The sequence below is a fragment of the Rhizobium sp. Root1212 genome, assembly GCF_001424985.1.
GTDB lineage: Bacteria > Pseudomonadota > Alphaproteobacteria > Rhizobiales > Rhizobiaceae > Pararhizobium.
On record NZ_LMDA01000009.1, the window covers coordinates 13,450 to 35,016 of the forward strand.

A 21,567-nucleotide genomic window follows, 5' to 3' on the forward strand; every position below is an offset into this window, starting at 1 on the left:
GCCTAAACTTTCTGAGCCTTGCCCATCAGACCACTCGGCTTCACGACCAGTACCAATAGCATCAGGCAAAGGCCTGCGATGCTGGCGACCGTGCTGTCGAAATATGCCGAAATGAACGTGAAGAAGGTCGAGTAGATGATGGCCGCCAAGATCGCTCCTTCCAGAGAGCCGATTCCACCCAAGATGATGACGATAAAGGCGGTGATGATGATTGGCTGCCCCATGTATGGGCTTATGCGAACGATTGGAGCCATGAGGGCACCAGCTGCGCCAGCCAGACCAGCGCTGAGAGCCATAGCAAGGAGAGATATCGCGCCAATCGAAATGCCTTGAAGTCGAGCAGCATCCTTGTCCTGAGCCACCGCGCGCAGAGCCCATCCGAACTTTGTGGTCCGGAGCAATACCGTCAATCCGCCCAGTAGAACAATTGCTGCTCCAATGACAAAGAGCCGGTGCCACGGAACATTGATTCCAGCGATACTGGCCGCTCCTGCGAAAGGACTATCGACGAGGAGGTTACTGTTTACCCCGAACAGCCATGCGGCCGCCGTCTGCAAAACGAGTAGGACCCCGATGGTTACAATGAGGGGGCCCATCGGGTTCTCTTTCAATCGTCGAAAAAGGAACACCTCCATGAATACGCCGATCATGGCTGTGACCATCACGGCAGCGACAAAACCAACCGCGTAACCACCACCTAAGCTCGTCCCAAAATACCAAGCCGCGTAGGCTCCAACCATATAGAGTTCGCCATGCGCAAAATTCTCGATGCGCATGACGCCAAAGATCAATGCAAGGCCGACAACGACGAGCGCGGATGCCGCGCTCGCCATTGCAGAGTTAATCAACGTTTCGATTAGGAACTGCATCACTCAATCTCGGTGCTGTCTTATCGACGTTGGTCAGGCATAAGGTCTTCTTCGCGGAACCGCGCTTCGACCTTGTCCTTGTGGGCCTCGTACCAAGCGGCCTGATCGCCTACTTCAGCGATTTCAACTTTGCCATCCTTCACGACGACGATAGGCCAATTCCCTAGAAGTGCGTTGTCGATCCCGAAAAGGTCTTTGCCCCACCATTTCGCTTCGCCGAAGATGTGCTTCGGCGGTGTTGCCTTCATGCTTTCGAGTACCTTGTCCGCGTCGAAACTTCCGGCAGCTTCAACGCCCTGCTTCCAGACCTCAAGTGCAGCTGGGAATTCCCACGAAGTGTTGTTCCACTCGTTCGGATGCGCAGCATTGTACTCGTTGTAGAAGCCCGACGGATCGCTGAAGCCGGTTGCGGCCTGTGCGATGGTTTGGTCGTCGAAGCGGGGGAAGAAGGCAATTGAACCTTCCATAAACTCCTTGCTGGTCCGCTTCACCATATCCGGTAGCAACTCGAAGCCAGCATGAAGAATGCGACCCTTGTAGCCCTGGGTAAACAACTGCTCCACGAGGAGCAGGGCCACAGATGGGTAGGTCGTGTCGATGCAAACCGCTTCCGGCTTACCTGCGAGCATGGCACTTACCACCGGCGCAAAGTCCGTCGTTGCGTTGTCGAAATACTGGTCGTTGACGATCTCGAAGCCGTGTGCGTCGAAACCAGCACGCCAGTAAGCCAGCGAGGAACGACCGGTCACATCATCCTGCGCACAGAGGGAAACAGTCTTGATATTCGGCTCGACCTTTCTCAGGTATTCCACGCCCAACCCAAAATAGAAGGGGTGCGCTTCCACTGGCGCGATGAGATACGTCGAATCCGGGTTCAAGTCGGACACGTACAGCGTCGCGGTGAGCATCTTGTTGCGGTTGGAGAAGTCCTGCAGCGCAGACCAGTCATCCCCGCCAATGATCATCGTGAATTTCACGTCCTGATCCTGAAAGGCACGGGCACCCTGGAGTGTTTTTTCCGCGATGTAAGCGCCATCGAACGACACCACTTCGACGTTGTACTGCTCCCCAGCTACCTTGATACCGCCCGCCTTATTGACGCGCGAAGCCCAAACATCAGCTCCGTTTTTTGCAGGCAAACCCCATAGGGAAAGGTCACCGGTCAGCGGCACGAGCGCGCCAACTTTGACGGTTTTGGTCTCCGCCCTGAGAACGCCAGGCATCGCGAGAAGCGATGTCCCTGCTGCGGCCGCAAGAAGCGCCTGTCGGCGGGTCATGTTGATTGAATTGGTCATAATGCTCGCTCCTCTTTCAGTTGTTTTGTTTTTGCTGCCCAGTATGTAGGTCCGTATGGACCGCCTATCGTTGCGCTACCTTCCAGTTCTCATTCACCCAGTGCCGCGCTTGCACCGCCGTAAGCTGCTTTCCAAGAATGAGGTCGGCCGCCTTCTCCCCGATCATGATTGTCGTGGCGTTCAAGTTGGCGCTGACTTCAAGAGGCATGATGGAAGCATCTGCTACCCGAAGGCCTTCGACGCCGCGCACCTTGAGTTCAGGATCGACCACACTCGCGGGGTCTGATCCCATCCTGCATGTCCCAGCAGGGTGGTAGGCGGTGGCCACGTGATCGCGCAGCCAGTTCTCAATTTCCTCGTCCGACCTAACGCTCTTCCCAGGTGCGATTTCCTCACCGGCCAATCCGCTGAAAGCCTGCTGATCTACGATCTCGCGAGTGAGTTTGATGGCGTCGCGCATGACCTCGACATCTCGATGATCTTGCAGGTAATTGAAGAGGACTTTGGGAAGCACCGACGGATCGGGTGAGGTCACGCGAACGCTTCCTCTGCTCTCTGCCCGAAGGAGCGTCATATGAATTTGAAACGACGGCCCGGCGTGGGGAAGGAAACTGTCGTGCTGGAAAGCAAGTCCCAGAAGTTCGAGCTTTATGTTCGGGTACTCGACGCCCGCTCTGGTCCGTAGATAAGCAGCAGCTTCGAACTGATTGCTCGCCGCAATTCCAGACTTCGCGACGAACCATTGGAGGCCTGTCGTGATACGTTTCAATCCGCGTGTCGCGGAATACAGGCCAACAGGGCGCTTCGCCCAAAATTGGATCGTGACGTCAGGATGATCCTGCAGATTACGCCCGACTTCGGCCGAGGAGACGATGGGTGCGATCCCTGCCGCGTGCAGTTCCTCTTGTGGGCCAATACCTGAACGCATCAGAATAGCGGGTGATGCGAAGGAGCCGCCGCAGACGATGATCTCCCGTCTTGCGCGCACGACCTCGTCATTGCTGACCGTCTTATAAATGACTGAGACAGCCCTCCCGTTCTCTATATTGATCTTGTCGACCAGGGCATTAGAGATGACCGTCAAATTGGGGCGTTTACTTGCAGAGTCCAAATAGGCGCGCGCTGTGCTCCACCTGCGACCCCGATAGATCGTCTGCTCATTCGGCCCAAAGCCCTCCATCTGGAAAGCATTGCTGTCAGCCGTTACAGGGTATCCAGCCTGCTGCCCGGCCTTCAGGAACGCATGGTTGAGCGGATCGCGCGTCAGGTCAGGCCGAGCGACCTTCAGCGGACCTTCCGAACCGCGATAATTGTTTCCGCCTCCAAGCGAGGTTTCAGCGCGCTTGAAATAGGGAAGAACGTCCGCATAGCCCCAGCCAACGCACCCCGCCTCGTTCTTCCAATCATCGAAATCGAGAGCATGGCCCCTGGTATAGACCATGCCATTTATTGATGAGGACCCACCCAGCAAACGCCCGCGCGGATGGGCGATACGTCGCCCGTTGAGATACGGCTCAGGCTCGGTTTGGAAATTCCAGTTCCTCGGGTCTTCTCCCAGCAGTCGCTCGACTGCAAGGGGCATATCCACAATCCAACTCTTGTGGTTTCCACCCGCTTCCAGCAACAGAACCTTATTGGTGGTGTCTTCGGATAGCCGCGAGGCTAGAGTACAACCCGCAGAACCCGCACCAATGATTATAAAATCGAATTCCATGGATTGGCCAACCTACTGCAATGAGGAAATGGACGCAGATCGAACGGCGCGGTTACCCGTGACCCACCATTGCTTTGATTTCCAGGTATTCGCTGAGCGAGTGATGTCCTGCCTCGCGTCCGTTGCCGGACTGTTTGTAGCCGCCGAACGGAGCTAGCGGGTCCCAATCTGGATAGTTGATAAAGATCGAGCCAGCGCGTAGCTGCCTTGCAACCCGTCGTGCACGATCCTGATCGGCAGACTGAACATATGCCGCGAGCCCATACGGGGTATCATTGGCGATGCGAATTGCATCCTGCTCGTCCTCATATGGGAGGATGCAAAGCACTGGCCCGAAGATTTCCTCTTGCGCGATCTTCATGTCGTTTGTGACATTCGCGAAGATCGTAGGCTTCACATAATATCCGATATCGAGTCCTTCCGGTCTTCCAGGTCCGCCGACCAATACGGTCGCGCCTTCGTCGATACCCTGCCGAATGAGGCCTTGGACTTTATTGAAGTGAACTTCGCTTGCGAGGGGGCCAAGAACTGTAGCCGGATCGGTCGGGTCACCGACGGTTTGATCACCGGCCGCGTCACGTGCGATTGCGAGAACTTCGTCGTAACGAGATTTTGGAACGAGCATGCGGGTAGGGGCGTCGCACGACTGACCGGAATTGGCGAAGCAACCCACAATGCCGTTGCGCACAGCCGATGCAAAGTCGACGTCGTCCAGCAGAATATTGGCTGACTTTCCTCCCAGCTCCTGGGTAACCCGCTTAACAGTATCGGCGGCAGCCTTTGCGACACGTACGCCCGCGCGGGTCGATCCCGTGAAGGATACCATGTCGATATCAGGGTGAGCGGAAATCGCTTCCCCCACAACAGGTCCCTCACCATTGACGAGATTGAATACGCCCGCAGGTAGGCCAGCCTCTTCCAAGATTTCCGTAAAGATTGTTGCGTCCAGCGGTGCGATTTCGCTGGGCTTGATCACGATGGTGCAGCCAGCAGCCAGTGCGGGAAGGACTTTGCAGACCACCTGGTTGATAGGCCAGTTCCACGGCGTGATCAGACCCACAACACCAATTGGCTCTTTCACGATAAGGGTTGTGCCGCTCCGCTCCTCAAACGAGAAGTCCTGAAGAATATCGATAATTGCTTCGATGTGTGCGACGCAGGTTGCTGTCTGGGCTTCAATGCTAAAGGTGATAGGCGAGCCCATTTCCTTTGTGACGATCTCTGCGATCTCGTTCTGACGGCGACGGAAGATGTCCAGCACTCGTTTGAAGAAGGCTATTCTGTCCGCAACGCTCACCTGGGAGTACGCCGGGAAGGCGCGACGCGCTGTGGCGACGGCATCGTCTACGTCCTTGGGAGCACCCAGGGCGATCTTCGCAAATGGTTTTTCCGTAGAGGGATCAACTACATCCAGGTATTCTCCAGAAGACGGCTCTCTCCATTCACCATCGATGTAAAACTTGCCGTAGTTGTCCATGATAGGCTCCTCCAATTCGATGTTTCGGTCTGTTGGACCGCTTAAGTCAGCTGCGCTGCTCTTCAGCACGCAATCGAGGCTGTAGAATTCTGGTGTCGGTAAGACGGCGCTTCCGACGGCGGGAGCGGCGTGTTGCCGAGAATGTAGTCGGCAGCCTTCTCAGCGATCATGATCGTAGGGGCGTTGGTGTTGCCGTTCGTGGGGCGGGGCATGACTGATGCATCGACCACGCGCAGGCCCTTGATGCCATGAACTCGCAACTGGCCATCGACCACCGACTCCGGGGTCTCGCCCATGCGGCATGTGCCAGCATAGTGGTACCCGGTCTCCGCATGGGATCGGATGTACTCATCCAGCAGAGCGTCGTTATCGATCTGCTTGTTCGGATGTATCCGCTCACCTCGATATTCGCGAAGAGCAGGCATCTCCAAAATCTCGAAGGATTTACGGATAGCAGCTCTTGCTTCTACCCAGTCTCGTTCCTCCGAGAGGTAGTTCGGCTGAATAAGCGGGTGATCTTCAGGGTTCGCAGACTTGAGTTTCAGCCATCCACTGCTCTCCGGAAGGCCGGGACTCAGGTGAACCTGGAAGCTGTGACCTGGAGCGGAGACGCGACCGCTATATTCCGCAGCAAGTGCTACGAAGTGCAGATGCACATCGGCATATACTTGTGCGGGTGTCGACCGCAGGAAGCCACCAGCTTCAAAGAAATTTGATGCTCCCAGGCCAGTCTGCGTGGCAAGCCATTGTGCCCCAATCATCGCCTGCTTGAGAGGCTTCGTCGCATTATAGTAGGAAATCGGCTTCGTACACTTGTAAGAAACGATCCATTCCAAATGGTCGCGCAGGTTTCGCCCCACACCCTTGAGATCAACGGTGGGTTCGACGCCTGCTTGCTTCAGATCATCGGCGTTTCCGATACCAGAGAGCATAAGAAGCTGTGGTGATTGGATTGCGCCTGCGCACAGTATGATTTCTTGTTCGACGTGCGCGGTATGAAGCTTTCCTTCGCTCCTATAGGTGACGCTATCGGACCGACGGTTGAGGAAGTTCAATTTCCCCACCATAGCACCCGTCACAACGGTTAGGTTCGGCCGCGTCTTCATTACAGGGTGCAAGTATGCTCTGGACGCACTTTCCCGAATTCCGTTGTGAATTGTCGCGTCGAAGTAACCAAAGCCCTCCTGACGATAACCGTTCACATCCGGCGTATGCTCGTGTCCAGCTTCGTACGCCGCCTGAAGAAAGATTTCGTACAAAGCGCTTTCAGGTTTTCCGCGAGATACATGCAGCGGCCCGGAGTCGCCTCGATAGTCATCGCCGCCTTCAGAATAGGACTCCGACCGCTTGAAATAGGGAAGGCAACGGGAATAGTTCCAGTCTTCGAGGCCCTTCTCACGAGCCCAGTTATCGAAGTCCATGGAATTGCCGCGAACATAAACCATTCCGTTGATTGTCGACGAACCGCCGAGACCTTTGCCCCGGAAGAATGGAAGCTGGCGATTGTTGAGTGTCTGAACCGGTTCGCTGAGAAACTGCCAATTGTAGGTCGTGCTGTTGAGCGGATAGACCAAGGCCGCAGGCATGGTAATCCTGAAATCCCACCGACGGTCGGGGCCACCTGCTTCGAGAATCAGAACCTTAACTTTGGGATCAGCGCTCAATCGGTTCGCAAGCACGCTGCCAGCGGAACCCGCACCAATAATTACGTAATCATAACGTTCAACGACGGACATGCGCTTCTCCCACAAGCGCGGAGGTTTGCTCGCGAGAACCTTCTGGTTCTCGGTAACCTCGGGCGCTTGCCCTGTATTGCTCACTCATTTCATGCCTAGAACCGAAGTTCTTTCCCGAGCGATCCGCCGCGCGAATGCGCCTTGACCTTTTGGTTCTTTTTTTAAACTCTTCGGTCAGAAAATACCTATATCACGGATTTGGTCAAGTGACCAAGCTCATGATAGGCTCTTTTTTTAGTGGACGCTGCCGCCCGCAATGTCTCAACCGCAAGGACATTTTTGGTCTTGCCACATTGGTTCGTCACTGTCTGAAAAGACCGAGTTCCCTCGAAGGAAAAGTCTAAGATGCCGAAAACACTCAGCGATCCGCAGCAAATCGTCCTTATTCAGGCCGCAGCAAAAATCATAAGAGAGGAGGGCGTTTCTTCCGCAACGACACGTCGGATTGCATCGGAGGCGGGCGTGCCGCTTGGGAGCGTCCACTATCATTTCGAAAATAAGCAGCAGCTATTCGAAGCGGTCTCTGACAGCTTTGGAGCGACCGGGAAAGAGTGGGTGGCGAAACATGTGCACCCCGAAATGGGGGTCGCAGCAGCCGCTGGCGCGATTGCCCGAGCGTTCTCCGTGTGGGCTGCTCAAACCCCAGCAGATCAGCTGACGGAATTCGAACTTGGTATCTGGGCTTTACGGACCAAGACTCAATTCAAACTCCCGCAGCAGTCTTATGAAGAGTGGCTGAACCACTACCGCGCGCTGTTGCAGCGCGGGCGTCGATCCGACGAGCCGCTCCGCGACATCGAGGCCGTTGCTCGTAGCCTGCTGGCGTTAGTGGACGGTTTTATTATCCAGGATCAGTTCCTGCGGGAGACCCAACTCCCTCACTCCTCCGAGAGGCTCATTGTAGCTTTCGTTCAAGGTATCGAAGCCGGTATTTTCGATGTGAAGGTCGCAACGGAAGCTGAAACATTGACTGATGGGATAAATTAAAATACTCAGTAGTCAAATTTTGGCGAAGGAGGATCGTCATGCGTCGCAAGGAGCGCCCTAACAGGGATTCCGGCGATGGCTTCAGCTCATCACCAAGAGCGTTTGTGGCACGCCCAATAGAGGCAGTCGTCAAACGATAGTTTCCATTTCGTCGTTGAGAAAATACAAAGCAGGGAACTCGACATGGTCGATACAACCACATTTAGCGCGGAGGCTACGTCTTCACGTCTTTCAGGGCAGCTTGGTGCGCTGGATATAGCACTCGCCACGCTAGCTTATGCAGGCCCTTTGACCGGAACGGCCGGATACATCACCTTTATCGTCGGCTACGGTAACGGACTGGGGGCTCCCCTTACTTTCGTCGCCGTAATGCTGGCGTTCCTGCTGTTTGCCGTAGGGTACTCCGCTCAGACCCGATATGTTCCCAATCCAGGTGCCTTCTACGCCTATATTACAGCCGGTTTGGGACGATCCCACGGCCTTGGATCATCTTTTCTTATCCTTGGGTCCTATCTCTCGATTGGGGTGGGGTTCTACGGCTTTGCTGGGATCATAACAAAGCAGTTCGCGGAAAACCTCTTCGGGCCCTTATCTCTGGATTGGTGGGCCTTCAGCCTCATCTATTGGGCTACCGTGGGTGCGCTGGCATACTTCCACGTTGCCGTCTCCGCAAAGGTTCTTGGCGCTCTCTTGATCGCGGAAGTGGCTATCGTCGTCGTGTTCGACGCCCTTGTTATGGCTGACGGGGGCAGGGAAGGCATCAGCCTCGAACCACTCACCTGGCAGGCCTTCTCTTCGGGCCAGCTTGGTATCGCTTTCATTTTCGGAGCTGCCCTGTTTTGTGGGTTCGAGGCAACGGCAATCTATCGCGAGGAAACCCGCGACCCCGAGCGCACCATCCCCCGCGCGACATATGCGGTCGTGCTTTTCATCGGCATCTTCTATGCCATTACCTCGTGGGCGCTGATCACCGCGTTGGGCACTTCGAAGGCTGTTGAGCTTTCGATTGCTGATCCTGCAAACGCCTTCTTTGTCGTTGCCAAGGAGTTCGGCGGCCAGATTCTATTCGACATCGTCAGCGTTCTGCTTCTCACCAGCACTTTCGCTGCGCATCTTTCGATCCAAAACGTGACCACTCGGTATGTTTACTCGCTTTCGGTTGATGGCGTATTCCCCAAATCTCTCGGCGTCGCACACCCTGTCCATAATTCACCGAGTCGAGCATCGGTGACCGTGAGTATCGTTTATCTGGTCCTCACTGCACTGCTCGTCGTAGCCGGATTGACTGCCGAACAGATTTACTCATGGTTTGCGGGACTAGCTTCATTCTCGATCCTGCTCGCGATGGCCGTCACCAGCATCTCCGCGTTCGTGTATTTCCGCCGTGCGAGGACTGATGTGAGCGTCTGGCAGGGGACAGTTGCGCCTGCACTGTCGACGTTCTGCCTGGCAACTATGGTCGTTCTGGGAGTTTATAACTTCTCGTCGCTCATCAATGGGTCGCCGACCCTGACGAACATTATGCTGGTCGGCATATCTTCGACTTACGTCATCGGCTTTGCCTATGCTCAGTATCTTCTTCGGGCGAAACCCGGCGTCTATGCAAGGATCGGACGTCAATGAGCGCGTTCTCTCGGACAGCAGTGCTAGGCTGTGGCCTTATGGGCTCGGCTATCATTCGAACACTGCACGGGAAGGGGCATGCGGTTGTCGGTTGGAATCGCAGTGTCGCTCCCCTGCTGCCTCTGCAGGAAGCGGGCATCCAGGTGACGACCGACCTCTCTTCCGCAGTGGCAGGCTCTGACGTTGTCGTGACTGTTCTCTCATCTTACGACGTCGTTCGTTCGGTGCTGGGGACTATTGGCCTCCCTCAGCTTTCGGGGAAGATCATAGTCAACCTGTCCAGCGGTTCTGCGCAGGATGCTCGCGATATGCGCGAATGGGCACACGACAGAAATGCGGAGTATGTTGACGGCTCCATATGGGTCCTGCCCAATATGATTGGTGCGCCAGACACGGTTCTCTCCTGCGCAGGACCAATCGAGTTGTGGGAACGAATTGAGCATACGATCAAGCTACTTGGCGGCGCGTCATTCCACGCAGGGGAGGCAATCGAGAACGGGAATGTCCTCGAAGCCTGCTTCCCGGGAGCGTTCTACATGACTGCGCAGCATTGCTTCGTCGAGTCGTTGGTTAGAGCCAAGCGCCTTGGAATTGACCTGAATGTCATCACCCGGGCGGTGAGTCCATCCATGAGGCTGCTCCAAAACAGCCTCGACGATCTCCTTAGTAAGATCGCGATAGACGATATCTCGGCGTATGAGGCATCGCTCGATGTCTGGTCCCACGCAGCAGAAGGCTATGGCAAGATCAGCAGCGCAGCGGGACTGCACAGCCCATTCCTCGATGTTTTGAGAGGTCAGTTGCGTTCGGCGGTCGATGCTGGGTTGGGCCCACGTGGCGCGGCCGCAGTCGTGGCGCACCTTGAGTAAAACAAAACCGGCCACAGGTGGCATGAGCCCCTGGGCCGGAGCTGACTGTTGACCTTCTCAGAGGCGGTATTTCCCTTTCGTTTTGATTGCGCTAACAAGTCTCATCACCTAATAATTGTGGACTTGTGCTGTGCCTAAAAATACATCTCCTGTGCTGATTTTCCTCAGTCATGCCGCTGCCGATTTGGCTCTGGTTGAGGCTTTTGAAAACCTGCTTACCCAAGCCCTGAATATCACATCGGAAAGTATTTTCTGCTCCAGCTTAGAGGGGCAAGGTGTGACCAAAGGCGCAAATTTTGTCGATGGGATCAAGGATAAGGCTGCTCAAGCAAAGGCCGTTATCGCACTGATTTCGCCTGCTTACTTGGAAAGCCCTTTTTGCCTCGCCGAACTTGGTGCGGCTTGGGTTTTGAACACCCATCGGTTTCCTATCGTCGTGCCTCCAAACTCATTCGAGGTTATGCAGGCGACCCTATTGGGAGTTGTGGGTGTGAAAATCGATCAGCAGGAAGCGCTTACACAAATGCTTGAAGATATCGGCGACGCTCTTGACCTACCGGCACCTAAGGCTGGGGTAAGGATGCGGGCAATGCGCCGTTTCGCGGAAGCGTGGCCGGAGTTAAAGCAGGGAATCAGAAAAGCAACGAGGGTTGACGCCTCGATCCATGAGAAGGTTCTTAATGATTTGAAGGAGACGCGGGAAGCTTGGGAGGCGAATGAAGCGGAACTCGAAGCTTCCAGGGCTCATGTCAAGGCGCTTAAGCAACTGAACCCTGTGGAAGCGGCGGTTGTAAGTAAAGCGTTCGAGAACACAGACTGGGAGACCGAGTTCGAAAGCGCCATTCGCGAGGTTTCTGCGATTGCTTACGAGGTTGGTGGTGGAAGAGTTCTTCGCCTTATGATCCTCGAACTCCTTGGAAAGCCCTCGGTGCCAGACAGGAACGACGACAACATTGAGCGGGCGGTGGAAATCGACGTTTATGATCCGGACACTAGGTCTTGGAACCGCTCCTCTGATGAAATGAAAGCGCTTTCCAAAGCTATGGAGAAGGTCGACTTGGTCTTTGAAGAGCATGACGGCGTGGCTGACGTGCTGAAACAGAGGGGCAAGCGGCATAAAACGGACGATATCCGATTTTGGGAAGAGCATGTGGGACTGTAAGACTAATCGAAAAGCGGCCGTCGGGGCGATTGCCGACGGCCGCGAAATTCGCCTGAGGTGACGCCACTCCTTATTCTGGTGGCGTAAGCGACCCCTTAAGTCGCAGTCCAACCGCCATCAATCGCAATGGCCTGACCTGAGATGTAGCTTCCAGCGTCTGTCGCCAGGAAAAGCGCCACCGATGCAATCTCGTCTGGCGTGCCTTTTCGCTTGGCAGGAACAAGCCGCTTATATGCATCAGGATCGCTACCGACGCCTTTCTGCATATCGGGGCCGTCTGCGCCCAGGATGGCGGCGGAGTTACCCCGGATATCTGTCTGGATAACGCCAGGGCAGATCGCGTTGACGGTGATACCGTATTGGGTGTGAGTGACGGCGAGCTGACGTGTGAGACCGACGACGCCAAACTTCGAGGCTGTATAAGATAGACCGTCAGCTGCGCCTCGCAATCCACCTACGGACGAAGTGTTGATGATCCTTCCCCCGCCCTTGGTCACCATGTGCTTCAGCGCCGCTCGGCAGCCGAAGAACGTGCCTTTGAGGTTGATATCGATGATCTGATCCCACAGAGCCTCGGTGGTTTCAAGGCAATCTGCGAAACCGTCGAACACACCCGCATTGTTGACCATCACATCGATTGAGCCGAATTTCTCGACAGCCCCATCAACAAGTGCATTGACGTCCGCTTCCTTGCGGACGTCAGTCTTCTGAAATGACACCTGAAGGCCTTCAGCTGCGAGACTTTCTGCGAATTTTGTTCCGACATCTTCGAGTATCCCTCCAACAACGACGGAAGCACCTGCCTGTGCCAGAGCGCGCGTGATTGCCGCGCCAATTCCTGTTTCGCCACCCGTAATGACTGCCGTGCGGCCCTTCAAACTAAGTTCCATGTTTCACCTGTTCGTATCTGATCTGATTTGATGTTATCGAGCGAAGTGCGGCTTTGACGCGTTCCACGTACGACGCGCATTCTCGAATTCTTGTTTGAAGTGACCTTCGGGCTTCATATAAAATCCCTGACGCGCCAGGAAATAACCCCCCTTTCGCTTCAGGTCCGCTAGTCCCTCAGCCATCTTCAAGGCCATTAGGTTTGGATTGATAATCGGAACCTCGGAAGGTGTACCGCCTTCCATAAGGTGCTCCTGGTAGATTGCGGCGATGATTGTGCATCCCATGATCACGGTCTCCGCACCGAAGCGGTGGGCCGCTTCCTTCGATAGCCGGACGACGTCGTCTGCTACCGCACGGCGGTCATTGATCATGTCCTTCACAAACCAGTCGATGGCATCAACACCCCGTACGGTGCCGCCTTGTCCGTTCAGTCGTGCCTGATCGTAAATGTACGGAACCGCTTTGCGATGGTCAGTGAGAACCATGGTTGAATGACCGTAGTTCGCGGCCATTTGGAAGGAGGCCTCCAGCGGGCCGATGACAGGAATGTCAACAAGTTCGCGAGCAACTCGTACACCAGGATCATAGAGGCAGCCGACGATAACCGCGTCGTATCCCTGTTCTTCAGAGGCCATAACGGCCTCGAAAAGCGATTGCTCAATCATGTGCTTCGAGAAAAAGAAGTCGATGTCGGATGGGCAATTTTCAAGGTGCGTTACTTCTAGAACGGTGTCTGAGGCCGCGTAGTGGCCGAGCGTCTTGAGGATGATTTCGTCGTACTTGGGAGACCCGAACGGGTTTACAAAATTGATCCGGTTTGACATGGCATCCTCATAATTTGACCAGCCAGAATAATTTACTGACGTGGTAGTTTGTCGCCTTGATACCCGGCCCTGTCAAGCTCGTTGGGAGCGAGAATTGGTTGATCTGGCGCTTGACGAGACCGAAAGGATGGATTTACATACCCATAAGTCAAAAATAATGTCGTAAAAGTCAGCTAACTGCTGCCGGAGGGTCGAGTTGAAAACTGCCGTCACCGAAATGTTCGGGATCGAAACGCCCGTATTTGCATTTTCCCATTGCCGCGATGTTGTCGTGGCGACGTCGAAGGCCGGAGGAATGGGAGTTTTGGGCGCTGCCTGGATGACGCCGGAGCACCTTGAACAGGAATTGAAATGGATCGACGATCACATCGACGGGAAGCCGTACGGTGTGGACATGATTTTCACGTCCACTGCTTCTGATATATCGGGAGGGAAAAGTCCTCGTAAAATTCTCCCGCCTGAGCAGGTCAACTACATCAACAACCTCATGACAGAGGACGGCGTCCCACCAATGCCCGAGGAGGATGTCGATGGTTGGTACGAGGAATATGCCAGTAATCTGAGCTTTACTCAGGAAGAAAGCGACGCTCTCTTTGAAGTGGCGATGAGGCATCCAATAAAGCTTGTAGTCAGCGCTCTCGGTGTAGCGCCACCTTCAGTGATGGGGCGCGCACGAGAGGCTGGAATTAAATTCGGTGCCCTCGTTGGTTCTGCGCGCCAGGCTGAAAAGCAAGTTGAGGCAGGTGTTGATCTGATCATCGCCCAGGGTACTGAAGGTGGCGGGCACACGGGAAATGTCGCCTCGATGGTTTTATGGCCAGAGATCGTTGATCTCGTTGCGCCAATTCCAGTCCTTGCTGCCGGTGGAGTAGGGAACGGTAGACAGATGGCGGCAGCTCTGGCACTCGGCGCAGAGGGTGTATGGTGCGGGACCATCTGGCTAGGCACGATGGAGAGCGAACTAAATCCCGATATGCGCGAGGTACTCTACGCGGCTAAATCAACAGACGCGGTCATTACCTACGGTTACACGGGCAAGCCATGCAGGGCCATTCGAAGCAAATACACGGAGGCTTGGGCCGCACCGGAGGCCCCAAAGCCTCTGAAGGTTCCATACCAGTCCATTCTCTCGGGAGAGCCGTTCCGTAGAGCGGAGCGCTCTCATCGCAAAGATTGGATGACCTATTCCGCCGGACAGGTTGTCGGGCAAGTCAATGAGCCGAAGACGGTTAAGCAGGTGATGTACGACATGTTGAGCGAATATGTTGAAGCTATGGATAGAATGACGACTATCCTCGAAAGCGAGTGAACATTCCGCGCTCTTCACTTTCGTGAACGGACATGTGGCCATCAACTTTGTTTAATGGCCTCGCCAATAGTTCAGCTTTGCACAGTCAGGTGGTAAGCCGGTTGTGCAAAGTTTTCTGTTTAAGTTGTTGTTTAAAAATACAAAATTTAATTTTTTCATTATTTTTTATTGCACATTAGTCCTCTCTCGAATATAAAACTGACTGATCGGTATATTTGAATACCGGCGCAGACAATAACCATAATCGCAGAGAGGAACTTACATGAAGCGTCTACTGGCCCTCACGGCAGTTTTGACGGTCGCCCAGACCATTTCGGTGCTCGCGGCTACTTGCACGACCGAAGTCCAGACGGTTGAAAAAGGCAAGCTCACTGTTGCTGCCTACGATTATCCCCCTTTTTCCGTCACGTCCGGTAACGGCGCTTCGGGCATCGACTTTGATATTGTAAAGCGGGCGGCTGAAGAAAACTGCCTGGAAGTCGTCACCCTCACCCTGGACCCGGCTGCTACCATTCAGGCAGTCGTCAGCGGAAAATCCGACGTTGCAATTGGCAGCTGGAACCGAACTGAAAAGCGCGCTCAGGCAGTCTCTATGTCGGCTCCAACGTACCTCGATCCGATGGGCATTTTCTCCAAGGAGGGCTACGACACTGTTGAGTCGTTCGTCGGCAAGAACGTGGGGACCGTACAGGGTTACCTCTGGGTTGGCGAGCTTCAGAAGCTCCTTGGTCCCAACCTAAAACTCTATCCGACACCGGTTGCTTTGGCTCAGGACCTGGAAGCGGGGCGCATCGATGTTGCCGCCGACGGATACAATTCGGGTGCATATCTTCAGAAGACTGCGAACGGGTACAAGGGTATCAAGATCGTGGTTTCCAAGCCGGACGAGCGCGTCACCGCATCGATCCAGCCTGCTCAGGCGGGTATCATCTACACCAAGGGCAACGAGTCGCTCGGTGCCGCTCTCGACAAGAGCATCAAGGCGCAGCACGAGGACGGTTCAATCGTGAAGGCTTTGGAAGCGGCAGGCTTCGACAAGGCGGTCGCTGACGTAGGTGAACCGCGTATGGTTAAATGACCTGTTTCGAGTGAAGCTTCCGATGGCCGCCTTGGGAGACCGAGGCGGTCTTTTTGTTACGAGGTGAGGGGCCTGTCGTGGTGAGGGTTTAGCCGATATCGCCCGGTTTGGAGATTAGACCGGAAGCTGCCTCTTCCACATTGGTAGTGCGGATTGCGTCATATCCAGACTGACGGCTATCCGAAGCTCTTTGAAACCCGGCCTTAATAAAAACGACCTACGATTGTGGACGGGAGCCGTATGATTAGTTGAGGGCCTAATGCGATATCCGAAATCTATTGCCGATGAGGTTGATCGTATCAATCTCGCTATTTCGTCCTGGCCCGCTGACATGGCGGTCTCTACCGACGAGGTAATTAAATGGGTGCTTCAATTCGACGAAGCAGACTTCGGTCTTGCTCTGCGTGTCGTCCAAAATCTTAATATCATAGGGCAGCGCGATATAGATCGTGGTCTTCAGATCGCCTTTTCAAAACTGGTTCGTAAGGCCGTTGAGAAGAAGTCTCGCATCACAGGCACAAACACCATGTATGCCGCGATGGGTGATGTGGGAAAAAGTGGTTCTATGATTGGGTATCATCTGCGGATGAATACTTCGATTTCAGAGGAAAACTTCCTGAACTCGGAGAACTTTCACCATATTGCGGCAGGTCATGTGGAGAATCTTGTCCTTCTTGATGACGTAATCGGGACCGGTCGCCAAGCGACTGAAGAAATCGAGAAGCTTGCGGAGAGCGTACTACCCCTCGGAGTGAAAAACCTTTTTGTTTTATCGGTCTGCGGCATGAAAAATGCCATTGAAGAAATCGAGGAGAAGACGAAAGCGTTCACCTTCTCAGCGTTCGAATATGATGAGGCAGACACTGCCGGGTCGCTTGACTCGTCGTTTTATGCGGGCGTCCCCCACGTTGACAGAGTTCGTTTAAAGAGCCGCCTCGAAGACTATGGGCGGATTTGCTACAAGAGTAGTCCGCTCGGCTTTGGTGCGCTAGCGGCACTGCTAGTGCTGCCTTACAATACCCCCAACTTCACCCTGCCTGTTATCTGGAGTGATAACAACGAATGGATTCCGCTTTTCCGGCGCGTTCGCCGCGTTAACGGAATTTCCGCTTACTACAAACAATTCAAGAAAGCGGTGGACGAGAAAGCGCAATCTGAAAAGCCAGTTGAAAGCGGAGCACCTCTTGACCAAGTCACCCTCTTCGTCGAAGGCAAACGCGATGAAGCATTTTTCGATGAGCTTTCCGCGCGCATCAATCTGGCCGACTTGATTGGTGCGCAACGAGTATCTGTCGTGAGCCTCGGTAGCAACGTGGCATCTGAACGTTTGGCCGAACTATTGGCAACCACCACGCCAAATGCGATATTTGTGGTAGATGAAGTACAACACGGACGAAATATTCACGAGAGACTTGCTAAGACAGCACCGGTTATAACCCTAAACCCCTCATATTTTCGTTTCTTCGATCTCAACCGGCTGGTCGAGGAGTATCTTCCAGAACAAGCTGCGCTGGGTGTACTCAATGCTCCGAAAGAACAGGTGGCGACAGAAGTCGAAAGAGTTCTTGCCCGTTCCGGGCCAATGGAACGTGCGCTGCGCACGACAAGGGACCTTGTTGAGCGCTACTTAAATTACGATGAGGTGGAATTGTTTGTCGAAAAGCTCAAACACGCGATAATGCAATCACGCAGTCAGCGAAGTTGAGCGTACAATTATTTCAGGACAGGGAGGGGTAACAGCCTCTTAGATGGCGGCACAGAAACTCCCGCCGACGAATAAATCGATTGGTAGCCGATACTGCATCCTGGTTTGGAGATATGGGAGTTACCTATTAATTGATTGAGCACCTCCGCCGGGGAGGACTTTGGCTCGCTGCGCTCGGAACCATGCCGCTAATGCAGTCAGCTCTTCCCGCAGAGAAGGTTCGTCGAGGTCCTCTGCAGGACTACAATCAACCCAAGTCATGCGCCCGGCGAAACAAACCCGACATTTACGATTATCTGGAGATAAAATAACCAATGGCGTGCTCCCGGCGTTGTAGAACTGAAGGGCGCGCCCGGTATTAGGCGCACCCCCCAATAGCAATTATTTAGCCCAACCAGCTGCGCTCAGATCGTTGGTCAGGTCTTTCCGTTCGCGTGTGTAGTTGACAATCTCGTCCGGCAGAGTGCGGATACGCGTCTTGGACTGAAGTTCTTCAGATACGTGCGCGACAACACCGGGGAAGGTCGAGAGGAGGGCGAGGCCCGTCATCTCATCCGGAGTGAAGCCCATTTCGGTCAAGATTGCCGCCATGATGCCAACTTCATTGATGGCCATTTCCGGCTTGTTCACTCGCTTAATAAAGGCGCGATGCACGGCCTCGTACCACTCGCAGACGTCGCCCCAAACACCAGCCTCTACGGCAATGGACTTGAGCTTCTGAGCGCGCGGGTCGGTAAACTTAAAATTCGGATGTCCGAAGCCGCCAACCCGCAGCTTCTTCTCGCGGATTTCGTCGACTGCAGCTTCCGCACACTCGTCGAGGGACGCGCCTGGCTTGCGATGGGTGTCGTAGGTCGCGCGAATGAAGGAGCCCGCGCTGTCAGGTGCGAGGGTATATTCGCCTGCGGACAACATTGCTGTAGCCAATCCCGCAACCATCGACGGGTTGCCCGAAACGCAATAGCGGGCAGCGACTGTTCCCGGCTTCTTCAATGAATAGTCAAGGACTGAACACAGTATGGCATCGATGATCTTTGTCTGACCCGGCGTCGGGAGCTGCCCTCGAATGAGCAGGTAGGTAGCGGCGGGAAAGGAGATGTTCCCGATTATCTCGCCCAGGCTATAGCCACGAATGAAGACATCCGACTCTTCCACATCGCTTACACTGGTCTTCCACGACTTCTGAATACCGGCCGTCATCTCATTACCTCTTGCTTCTCAGATCGGTGCAGCTAAAGGCGCTGCGCGTGCTTTTGAGTACCAAGGATTAAAATATTTGTCCAGTGAGTATGTTTTTTGATTGAAGGGTATTTTTTTACGAGGATAGCTGCGCTAACGTTCGTTTTGTCGTGTCGGGGAGGCTTCTCCGAAAAGATGAAGACGTGCTCGACCACGCAAGGGAGATGGCTATGCAAGGTAAGATCGTCGTGGTGGGGGCGAGTGCAGGAGGATGTCGCGTCGCACTGGCGGCCCAAGCTGCTGGACACGATGTAACGCTCGTGGATGAGCATCCTCAAGCGATGAAAGACATGAGTTTCGATGCTCCGTGGTTTTACGGAGCAGGACTGCCTTCAGCGCTTCTAAATGACAACTCCATTGCTCAGGCAGTCTTGGAAGGCAGCCCGGAGTTGATCGAATGTTTGGAAAGCGGTGTCGACGTGCGCGTTTCCACTGTCCTTTGGGGCGCATTTCGCAATGGGCCGAACAGCGTAAATGTCGGGCGGCCCCGGGTTGGTCTAGTAAACCGCGATGGCAACGAGATTCTGGAGCACGACACCTTGGTAATCGCTACTGGTGTCAGGGACTTCGTGCCTTCTTTTAAGGGTTGGGAACTGCCAGGCGTATTTGGCGGCAAGGCTGGCATCGCAATGCTCGACCTTTATCAAGTGTTCGAAGGGAGAAAAGCGGTAGTTCTCGGCACCTCAGAGTTAGCGCTGAGGTTTATTCGTTCGGCGCTGGCGCGGGGTACTGAGATTGTTGCTGTCATTGAGGCGGGACAAGAGGTGTATGCGGGGCCGGAGGCGGCTGCTTGGCTGGCCGAGCGGGGCATTCCCGTGCACCTGCGGCATGTCGTACACGAAGCCCTCGGAAAGACTGAAGTTTCTGGCGCAATCTGCGTTTCGCTCGACGGTGATGCGACCTTTGCGGTTGACTGCGACTCCATAGCTGTCGCCATTGCAACACTGCCCAACATCGAACTGCCTGCCGCAATGGGCTGCAAAATGCACTATGACCCCGGGCTGGCCTCTTGGGTACCTGAAGTCGACGCTCGGGGTGAGACGAGCCTGGAAAGCGTTTATTGGTTGAGAGATGACGCCAGTTCCGAGGCATTGTTGGCCTCGATCAAGGGTGAGACGAACGCTGATCGATTCCCGCCTCACGCCGCTCAAACTCAGCCTACACTGGACTACATCAAGACCTGGATAAGTGCTCTACACGAAAGTGGAGGCGACGACGTCAATATCTGCCAATGCGAGACCGTCACCCGAGGTGAGTTTTGTGGAATCGCGCCTCCCTCATATCTCGGGCAGGGTCTACGACATGCCCAAAGCCCCATCGTCCACTCCGACGCTGCGCGCGCACCACGCATCAACCAAGATTTTATGAAGCGGATGACACGCGTTTCGATGGGACATTGCCAAGGCAAACGTTGTCGAGACGAGGCTTCCATCGCGCTGGCGCTGCGCTTCGGTGTCGACCCAGATGCAATCCGCCCCGCCAGCTATCGCTTCCCGTTGCGACCTATCGACCTCGCCTTGATCGCCGATGATGATGAGAGTGAGGACATCCGCCTGCACTGGCAGATGTGGCCGTACGAGACCCGACAAGACTAATCACCCGCCAACTTGGATACGACGATGAATAATTTCGATGTAATTGTTGTTGGCGCGGGCATCCTCGGCCTATCGACTGCTTATCATGCCCAAAAGGCAGGAGCGAAAGTGTTGGTCCTTGACGCTGGAGCAACCGCATATGAGGCTTCGTCACGCGCTACGGGCTACCTTAGCCTGCGTGGGGAAACCCCAGCTGAGAGCCCGTTGGCTCAAGAGGCTGAGAAGCTCTGGGACGGCCTGGATGAGGAATTGGGCTACCCCACGGAATGGACGCAGAAGGGCCGTATCTGGGCAGCATTCAACGAGCGTGAACTTGATGAACTAAAGCAGCTGTACGGAACATTCAGGAAAACCAACGTTCCGTTTGAGTTCCTGAGTGGCGACGACCTCCGTGAGATGATGCCCTGCCTCAGCGAGAGTTGTCTCGGAGGTATTTGGACTCATCGGTCGGGTCACGCCAATCCGCAACGCACGTCACAGGCATTTGCATGGGCGTTCAATGACCGGGGTGGCGAAATAAGGGAATACACGCCCGTACTTGAAATCCTTACCGAAGGCGGGAAAGCTAAGGGTGTTCGTACCCTTCAAGGCGAGCTGCATAGCGACAAGCTGGCGCTTTGCGCCGCCGCGCACAACACTTTGCTTTTGGAGCCCCTCGGTATTCACTTTCCGCTGGCCCCGGTTCGATTGGAAGCATTGGTAACGACGCCGATGCCGCCTCTGTTCGAGCAGGCCTTTATCGGAAACGGCCTTTCGATCCGCCAGACAAAGCGTGGAAACCTCCACATGAACGGCGGTCCATACGAGTGGGTTGATCTGGAGATCGGCAAAGAGGCCGCAAAACCCAATACTCAGATTGTACGGAACATCCTGCGACGTGCCATCGAAACCATGCCGGTCCTCAAGGGCGCGCAGTTTCTTCGTAGCTGGGCGGGCATCGTCGATATGGCACCAGACCAAATGACTACAATTCACAAATTCGATAGTCCTGAGGGTTTGGTGACCGCAGCCTGTTCAGGTCATGGTTTCGGAATGGCACCTGCAGTTGGTATCGCCGTTTCTGAGTTGCTGCTGAAAGGTGAGACACGGATGCCTATCGACCAGTTATCACTCGACCGCTTTAATAAAGTTTCGACCGATTGGCGAGCCAAGCGGCGCTGGGAGGCAGGTCAGTACAATACCTAGCAGCACCGC

Annotated in this window: 17 protein-coding genes; 9 read left to right on the forward strand and 8 right to left on the reverse strand. The window is 54.7% G+C overall.

What is annotated here, in order from left to right; translation table 11 throughout:
- Positions 1-2: 2 nt before the first annotated feature.
- The 5 genes from ASC86_RS11070 to ASC86_RS11090 all read right to left on the reverse strand — a co-directional run bounded on the left by ASC86_RS11070 (position 3) and on the right by ASC86_RS11090 (position 7,091).
- Positions 3-869, reverse strand: a complete 867-nt coding sequence (locus ASC86_RS11070; RefSeq protein ID WP_056320536.1) for a branched-chain amino acid ABC transporter permease — start codon at positions 867-869, stop codon at positions 3-5.
- Between the two features lie 20 nt (positions 870-889).
- Entirely contained in the window at positions 890-2,164 is a 1,275-nt protein-coding gene (locus tag ASC86_RS11075) for an ABC transporter substrate-binding protein (RefSeq protein WP_056320538.1), read from the reverse strand.
- A 64-nt stretch (positions 2,165-2,228) separates the two neighbouring features.
- Positions 2,229-3,878, reverse strand: a complete 1,650-nt coding sequence (locus tag ASC86_RS11080; protein WP_056320541.1) for a choline dehydrogenase — start codon at positions 3,876-3,878, stop codon at positions 2,229-2,231.
- A 52-nt stretch (positions 3,879-3,930) separates the two neighbouring features.
- Complete coding sequence (locus ASC86_RS11085) at positions 3,931-5,355, reverse strand: aldehyde dehydrogenase family protein (RefSeq protein WP_056320544.1); 1,425 nt, start codon at positions 5,353-5,355, stop codon at positions 3,931-3,933.
- Positions 5,356-5,417: 62 nt separating this feature from the next.
- Entirely contained in the window at positions 5,418-7,091 is a 1,674-nt protein-coding gene (locus ASC86_RS11090) for a choline dehydrogenase (protein WP_056320547.1), read from the reverse strand.
- A gap of 345 nt (positions 7,092-7,436) precedes the next feature.
- On the opposite strand from ASC86_RS11090, the gene ASC86_RS11095 reads away from it, so the two are divergent.
- The 4 genes from ASC86_RS11095 to ASC86_RS11110 all read left to right on the forward strand — a co-directional run bounded on the left by ASC86_RS11095 (position 7,437) and on the right by ASC86_RS11110 (position 11,732).
- Complete coding sequence (locus ASC86_RS11095; RefSeq protein ID WP_056320549.1) at positions 7,437-8,078, forward strand: TetR/AcrR family transcriptional regulator; 642 nt, start codon at positions 7,437-7,439, stop codon at positions 8,076-8,078.
- A gap of 183 nt (positions 8,079-8,261) precedes the next feature.
- Entirely contained in the window at positions 8,262-9,701 is a 1,440-nt protein-coding gene (locus ASC86_RS11100) for an APC family permease (protein WP_056320552.1), read from the forward strand.
- Positions 9,698-10,570 (forward strand): NAD(P)-binding domain-containing protein, encoded by an 873-nt coding sequence (locus ASC86_RS11105; protein WP_056320555.1) that lies wholly within the window; start codon positions 9,698-9,700, stop codon positions 10,568-10,570. The genes ASC86_RS11100 and ASC86_RS11105 overlap by 4 nt, the downstream gene beginning before the upstream one ends.
- 130 nt (positions 10,571-10,700) lie before the next feature.
- Positions 10,701-11,732 carry a toll/interleukin-1 receptor domain-containing protein gene (locus tag ASC86_RS11110; RefSeq protein WP_162244995.1) on the forward strand — a complete coding sequence of 344 codons (1,032 nt, stop codon included), beginning with the start codon at positions 10,701-10,703 and terminating at the stop codon, positions 11,730-11,732.
- A gap of 95 nt (positions 11,733-11,827) precedes the next feature.
- On the opposite strand, the gene ASC86_RS11115 is transcribed toward ASC86_RS11110, so the two are convergent.
- Positions 11,828-12,622 (reverse strand): SDR family NAD(P)-dependent oxidoreductase, encoded by a 795-nt coding sequence (locus ASC86_RS11115; protein WP_056320562.1) that lies wholly within the window; start codon positions 12,620-12,622, stop codon positions 11,828-11,830.
- A gap of 33 nt (positions 12,623-12,655) precedes the next feature.
- Positions 12,656-13,447 (reverse strand): aspartate/glutamate racemase family protein, encoded by a 792-nt coding sequence (locus tag ASC86_RS11120; protein ID WP_056320565.1) that lies wholly within the window; start codon positions 13,445-13,447, stop codon positions 12,656-12,658.
- A 196-nt stretch (positions 13,448-13,643) separates the two neighbouring features.
- On the opposite strand from ASC86_RS11120, the gene ASC86_RS11125 reads away from it, so the two are divergent.
- The 3 genes from ASC86_RS11125 (at position 13,644) to ASC86_RS11135 (ending at position 17,539) form a co-directional block, all read left to right on the forward strand.
- Positions 13,644-14,756: a nitronate monooxygenase family protein gene (locus tag ASC86_RS11125; RefSeq protein ID WP_056320568.1), complete on the forward strand. Its 1,113-nt coding sequence runs from the start codon at positions 13,644-13,646 to the stop codon at positions 14,754-14,756.
- 262 nt (positions 14,757-15,018) lie between these two features.
- On the forward strand, positions 15,019-15,834 hold the full coding sequence (locus tag ASC86_RS11130) for a transporter substrate-binding domain-containing protein (RefSeq protein ID WP_056320571.1): 816 nt from the start codon (positions 15,019-15,021) through the stop codon (positions 15,832-15,834).
- A gap of 259 nt (positions 15,835-16,093) precedes the next feature.
- The gene (locus ASC86_RS11135; protein ID WP_056320574.1) at positions 16,094-17,539 is read left to right on the forward strand and encodes a hypothetical protein; all 1,446 of its coding nucleotides are present in this window, start codon (positions 16,094-16,096) and stop codon (positions 17,537-17,539) included.
- Between the two features lie 381 nt (positions 17,540-17,920).
- On the opposite strand, the gene ASC86_RS11140 is transcribed toward ASC86_RS11135, so the two are convergent.
- A complete protein-coding gene (locus ASC86_RS11140) occupies positions 17,921-18,739 on the reverse strand; it encodes a citryl-CoA lyase (protein ID WP_056320577.1) in 819 nt (272 codons plus the stop codon).
- A 209-nt stretch (positions 18,740-18,948) separates the two neighbouring features.
- On the opposite strand from ASC86_RS11140, the gene ASC86_RS11145 reads away from it, so the two are divergent.
- Positions 18,949-20,373: an FAD-dependent oxidoreductase gene (locus ASC86_RS11145; protein WP_056320580.1), complete on the forward strand. Its 1,425-nt coding sequence runs from the start codon at positions 18,949-18,951 to the stop codon at positions 20,371-20,373.
- 24 nt (positions 20,374-20,397) lie between these two features.
- Positions 20,398-21,558, forward strand: a complete 1,161-nt coding sequence (locus ASC86_RS11150) for an FAD-dependent oxidoreductase (protein WP_056320581.1) — start codon at positions 20,398-20,400, stop codon at positions 21,556-21,558.
- Positions 21,559-21,567: the final 9 nt, after the last annotated feature.

What these genes read in the sequence shown, in the direction of transcription:
- ASC86_RS11070 (WP_056320536.1), bottom strand. Translation starts at nt 869, where the DNA reads ATGCAGTTCCTAATCGAAACGTTGATTAACTCTGCAATGGCGAGCGCG.
- ASC86_RS11075 (WP_056320538.1), bottom strand. Translation starts at nt 2,164, where the DNA reads ATGACCAATTCAATCAACATGACCCGCCGACAGGCGCTTCTTGCGGCC.
- ASC86_RS11080 (WP_056320541.1), bottom strand. Translation starts at nt 3,878, where the DNA reads ATGGAATTCGATTTTATAATCATTGGTGCGGGTTCTGCGGGTTGTACT.
- ASC86_RS11085 (WP_056320544.1), bottom strand. Translation starts at nt 5,355, where the DNA reads ATGGACAACTACGGCAAGTTTTACATCGATGGTGAATGGAGAGAGCCG.
- ASC86_RS11090 (WP_056320547.1), bottom strand. Translation starts at nt 7,091, where the DNA reads ATGTCCGTCGTTGAACGTTATGATTACGTAATTATTGGTGCGGGTTCC.
- ASC86_RS11095 (WP_056320549.1), top strand. Translation starts at nt 7,437, where the DNA reads ATGCCGAAAACACTCAGCGATCCGCAGCAAATCGTCCTTATTCAGGCC.
- ASC86_RS11100 (WP_056320552.1), top strand. Translation starts at nt 8,262, where the DNA reads ATGGTCGATACAACCACATTTAGCGCGGAGGCTACGTCTTCACGTCTT.
- ASC86_RS11105 (WP_056320555.1), top strand. Translation starts at nt 9,698, where the DNA reads ATGAGCGCGTTCTCTCGGACAGCAGTGCTAGGCTGTGGCCTTATGGGC.
- ASC86_RS11115 (WP_056320562.1), bottom strand. Translation starts at nt 12,622, where the DNA reads ATGGAACTTAGTTTGAAGGGCCGCACGGCAGTCATTACGGGTGGCGAA.
- ASC86_RS11120 (WP_056320565.1), bottom strand. Translation starts at nt 13,447, where the DNA reads ATGTCAAACCGGATCAATTTTGTAAACCCGTTCGGGTCTCCCAAGTAC.
- ASC86_RS11130 (WP_056320571.1), top strand. Translation starts at nt 15,019, where the DNA reads ATGAAGCGTCTACTGGCCCTCACGGCAGTTTTGACGGTCGCCCAGACC.
- ASC86_RS11135 (WP_056320574.1), top strand. Translation starts at nt 16,094, where the DNA reads ATGCGATATCCGAAATCTATTGCCGATGAGGTTGATCGTATCAATCTC.
- ASC86_RS11140 (WP_056320577.1), bottom strand. Translation starts at nt 18,739, where the DNA reads ATGACGGCCGGTATTCAGAAGTCGTGGAAGACCAGTGTAAGCGATGTG.
- ASC86_RS11145 (WP_056320580.1), top strand. Translation starts at nt 18,949, where the DNA reads ATGCAAGGTAAGATCGTCGTGGTGGGGGCGAGTGCAGGAGGATGTCGC.
- ASC86_RS11150 (WP_056320581.1), top strand. Translation starts at nt 20,398, where the DNA reads ATGAATAATTTCGATGTAATTGTTGTTGGCGCGGGCATCCTCGGCCTA.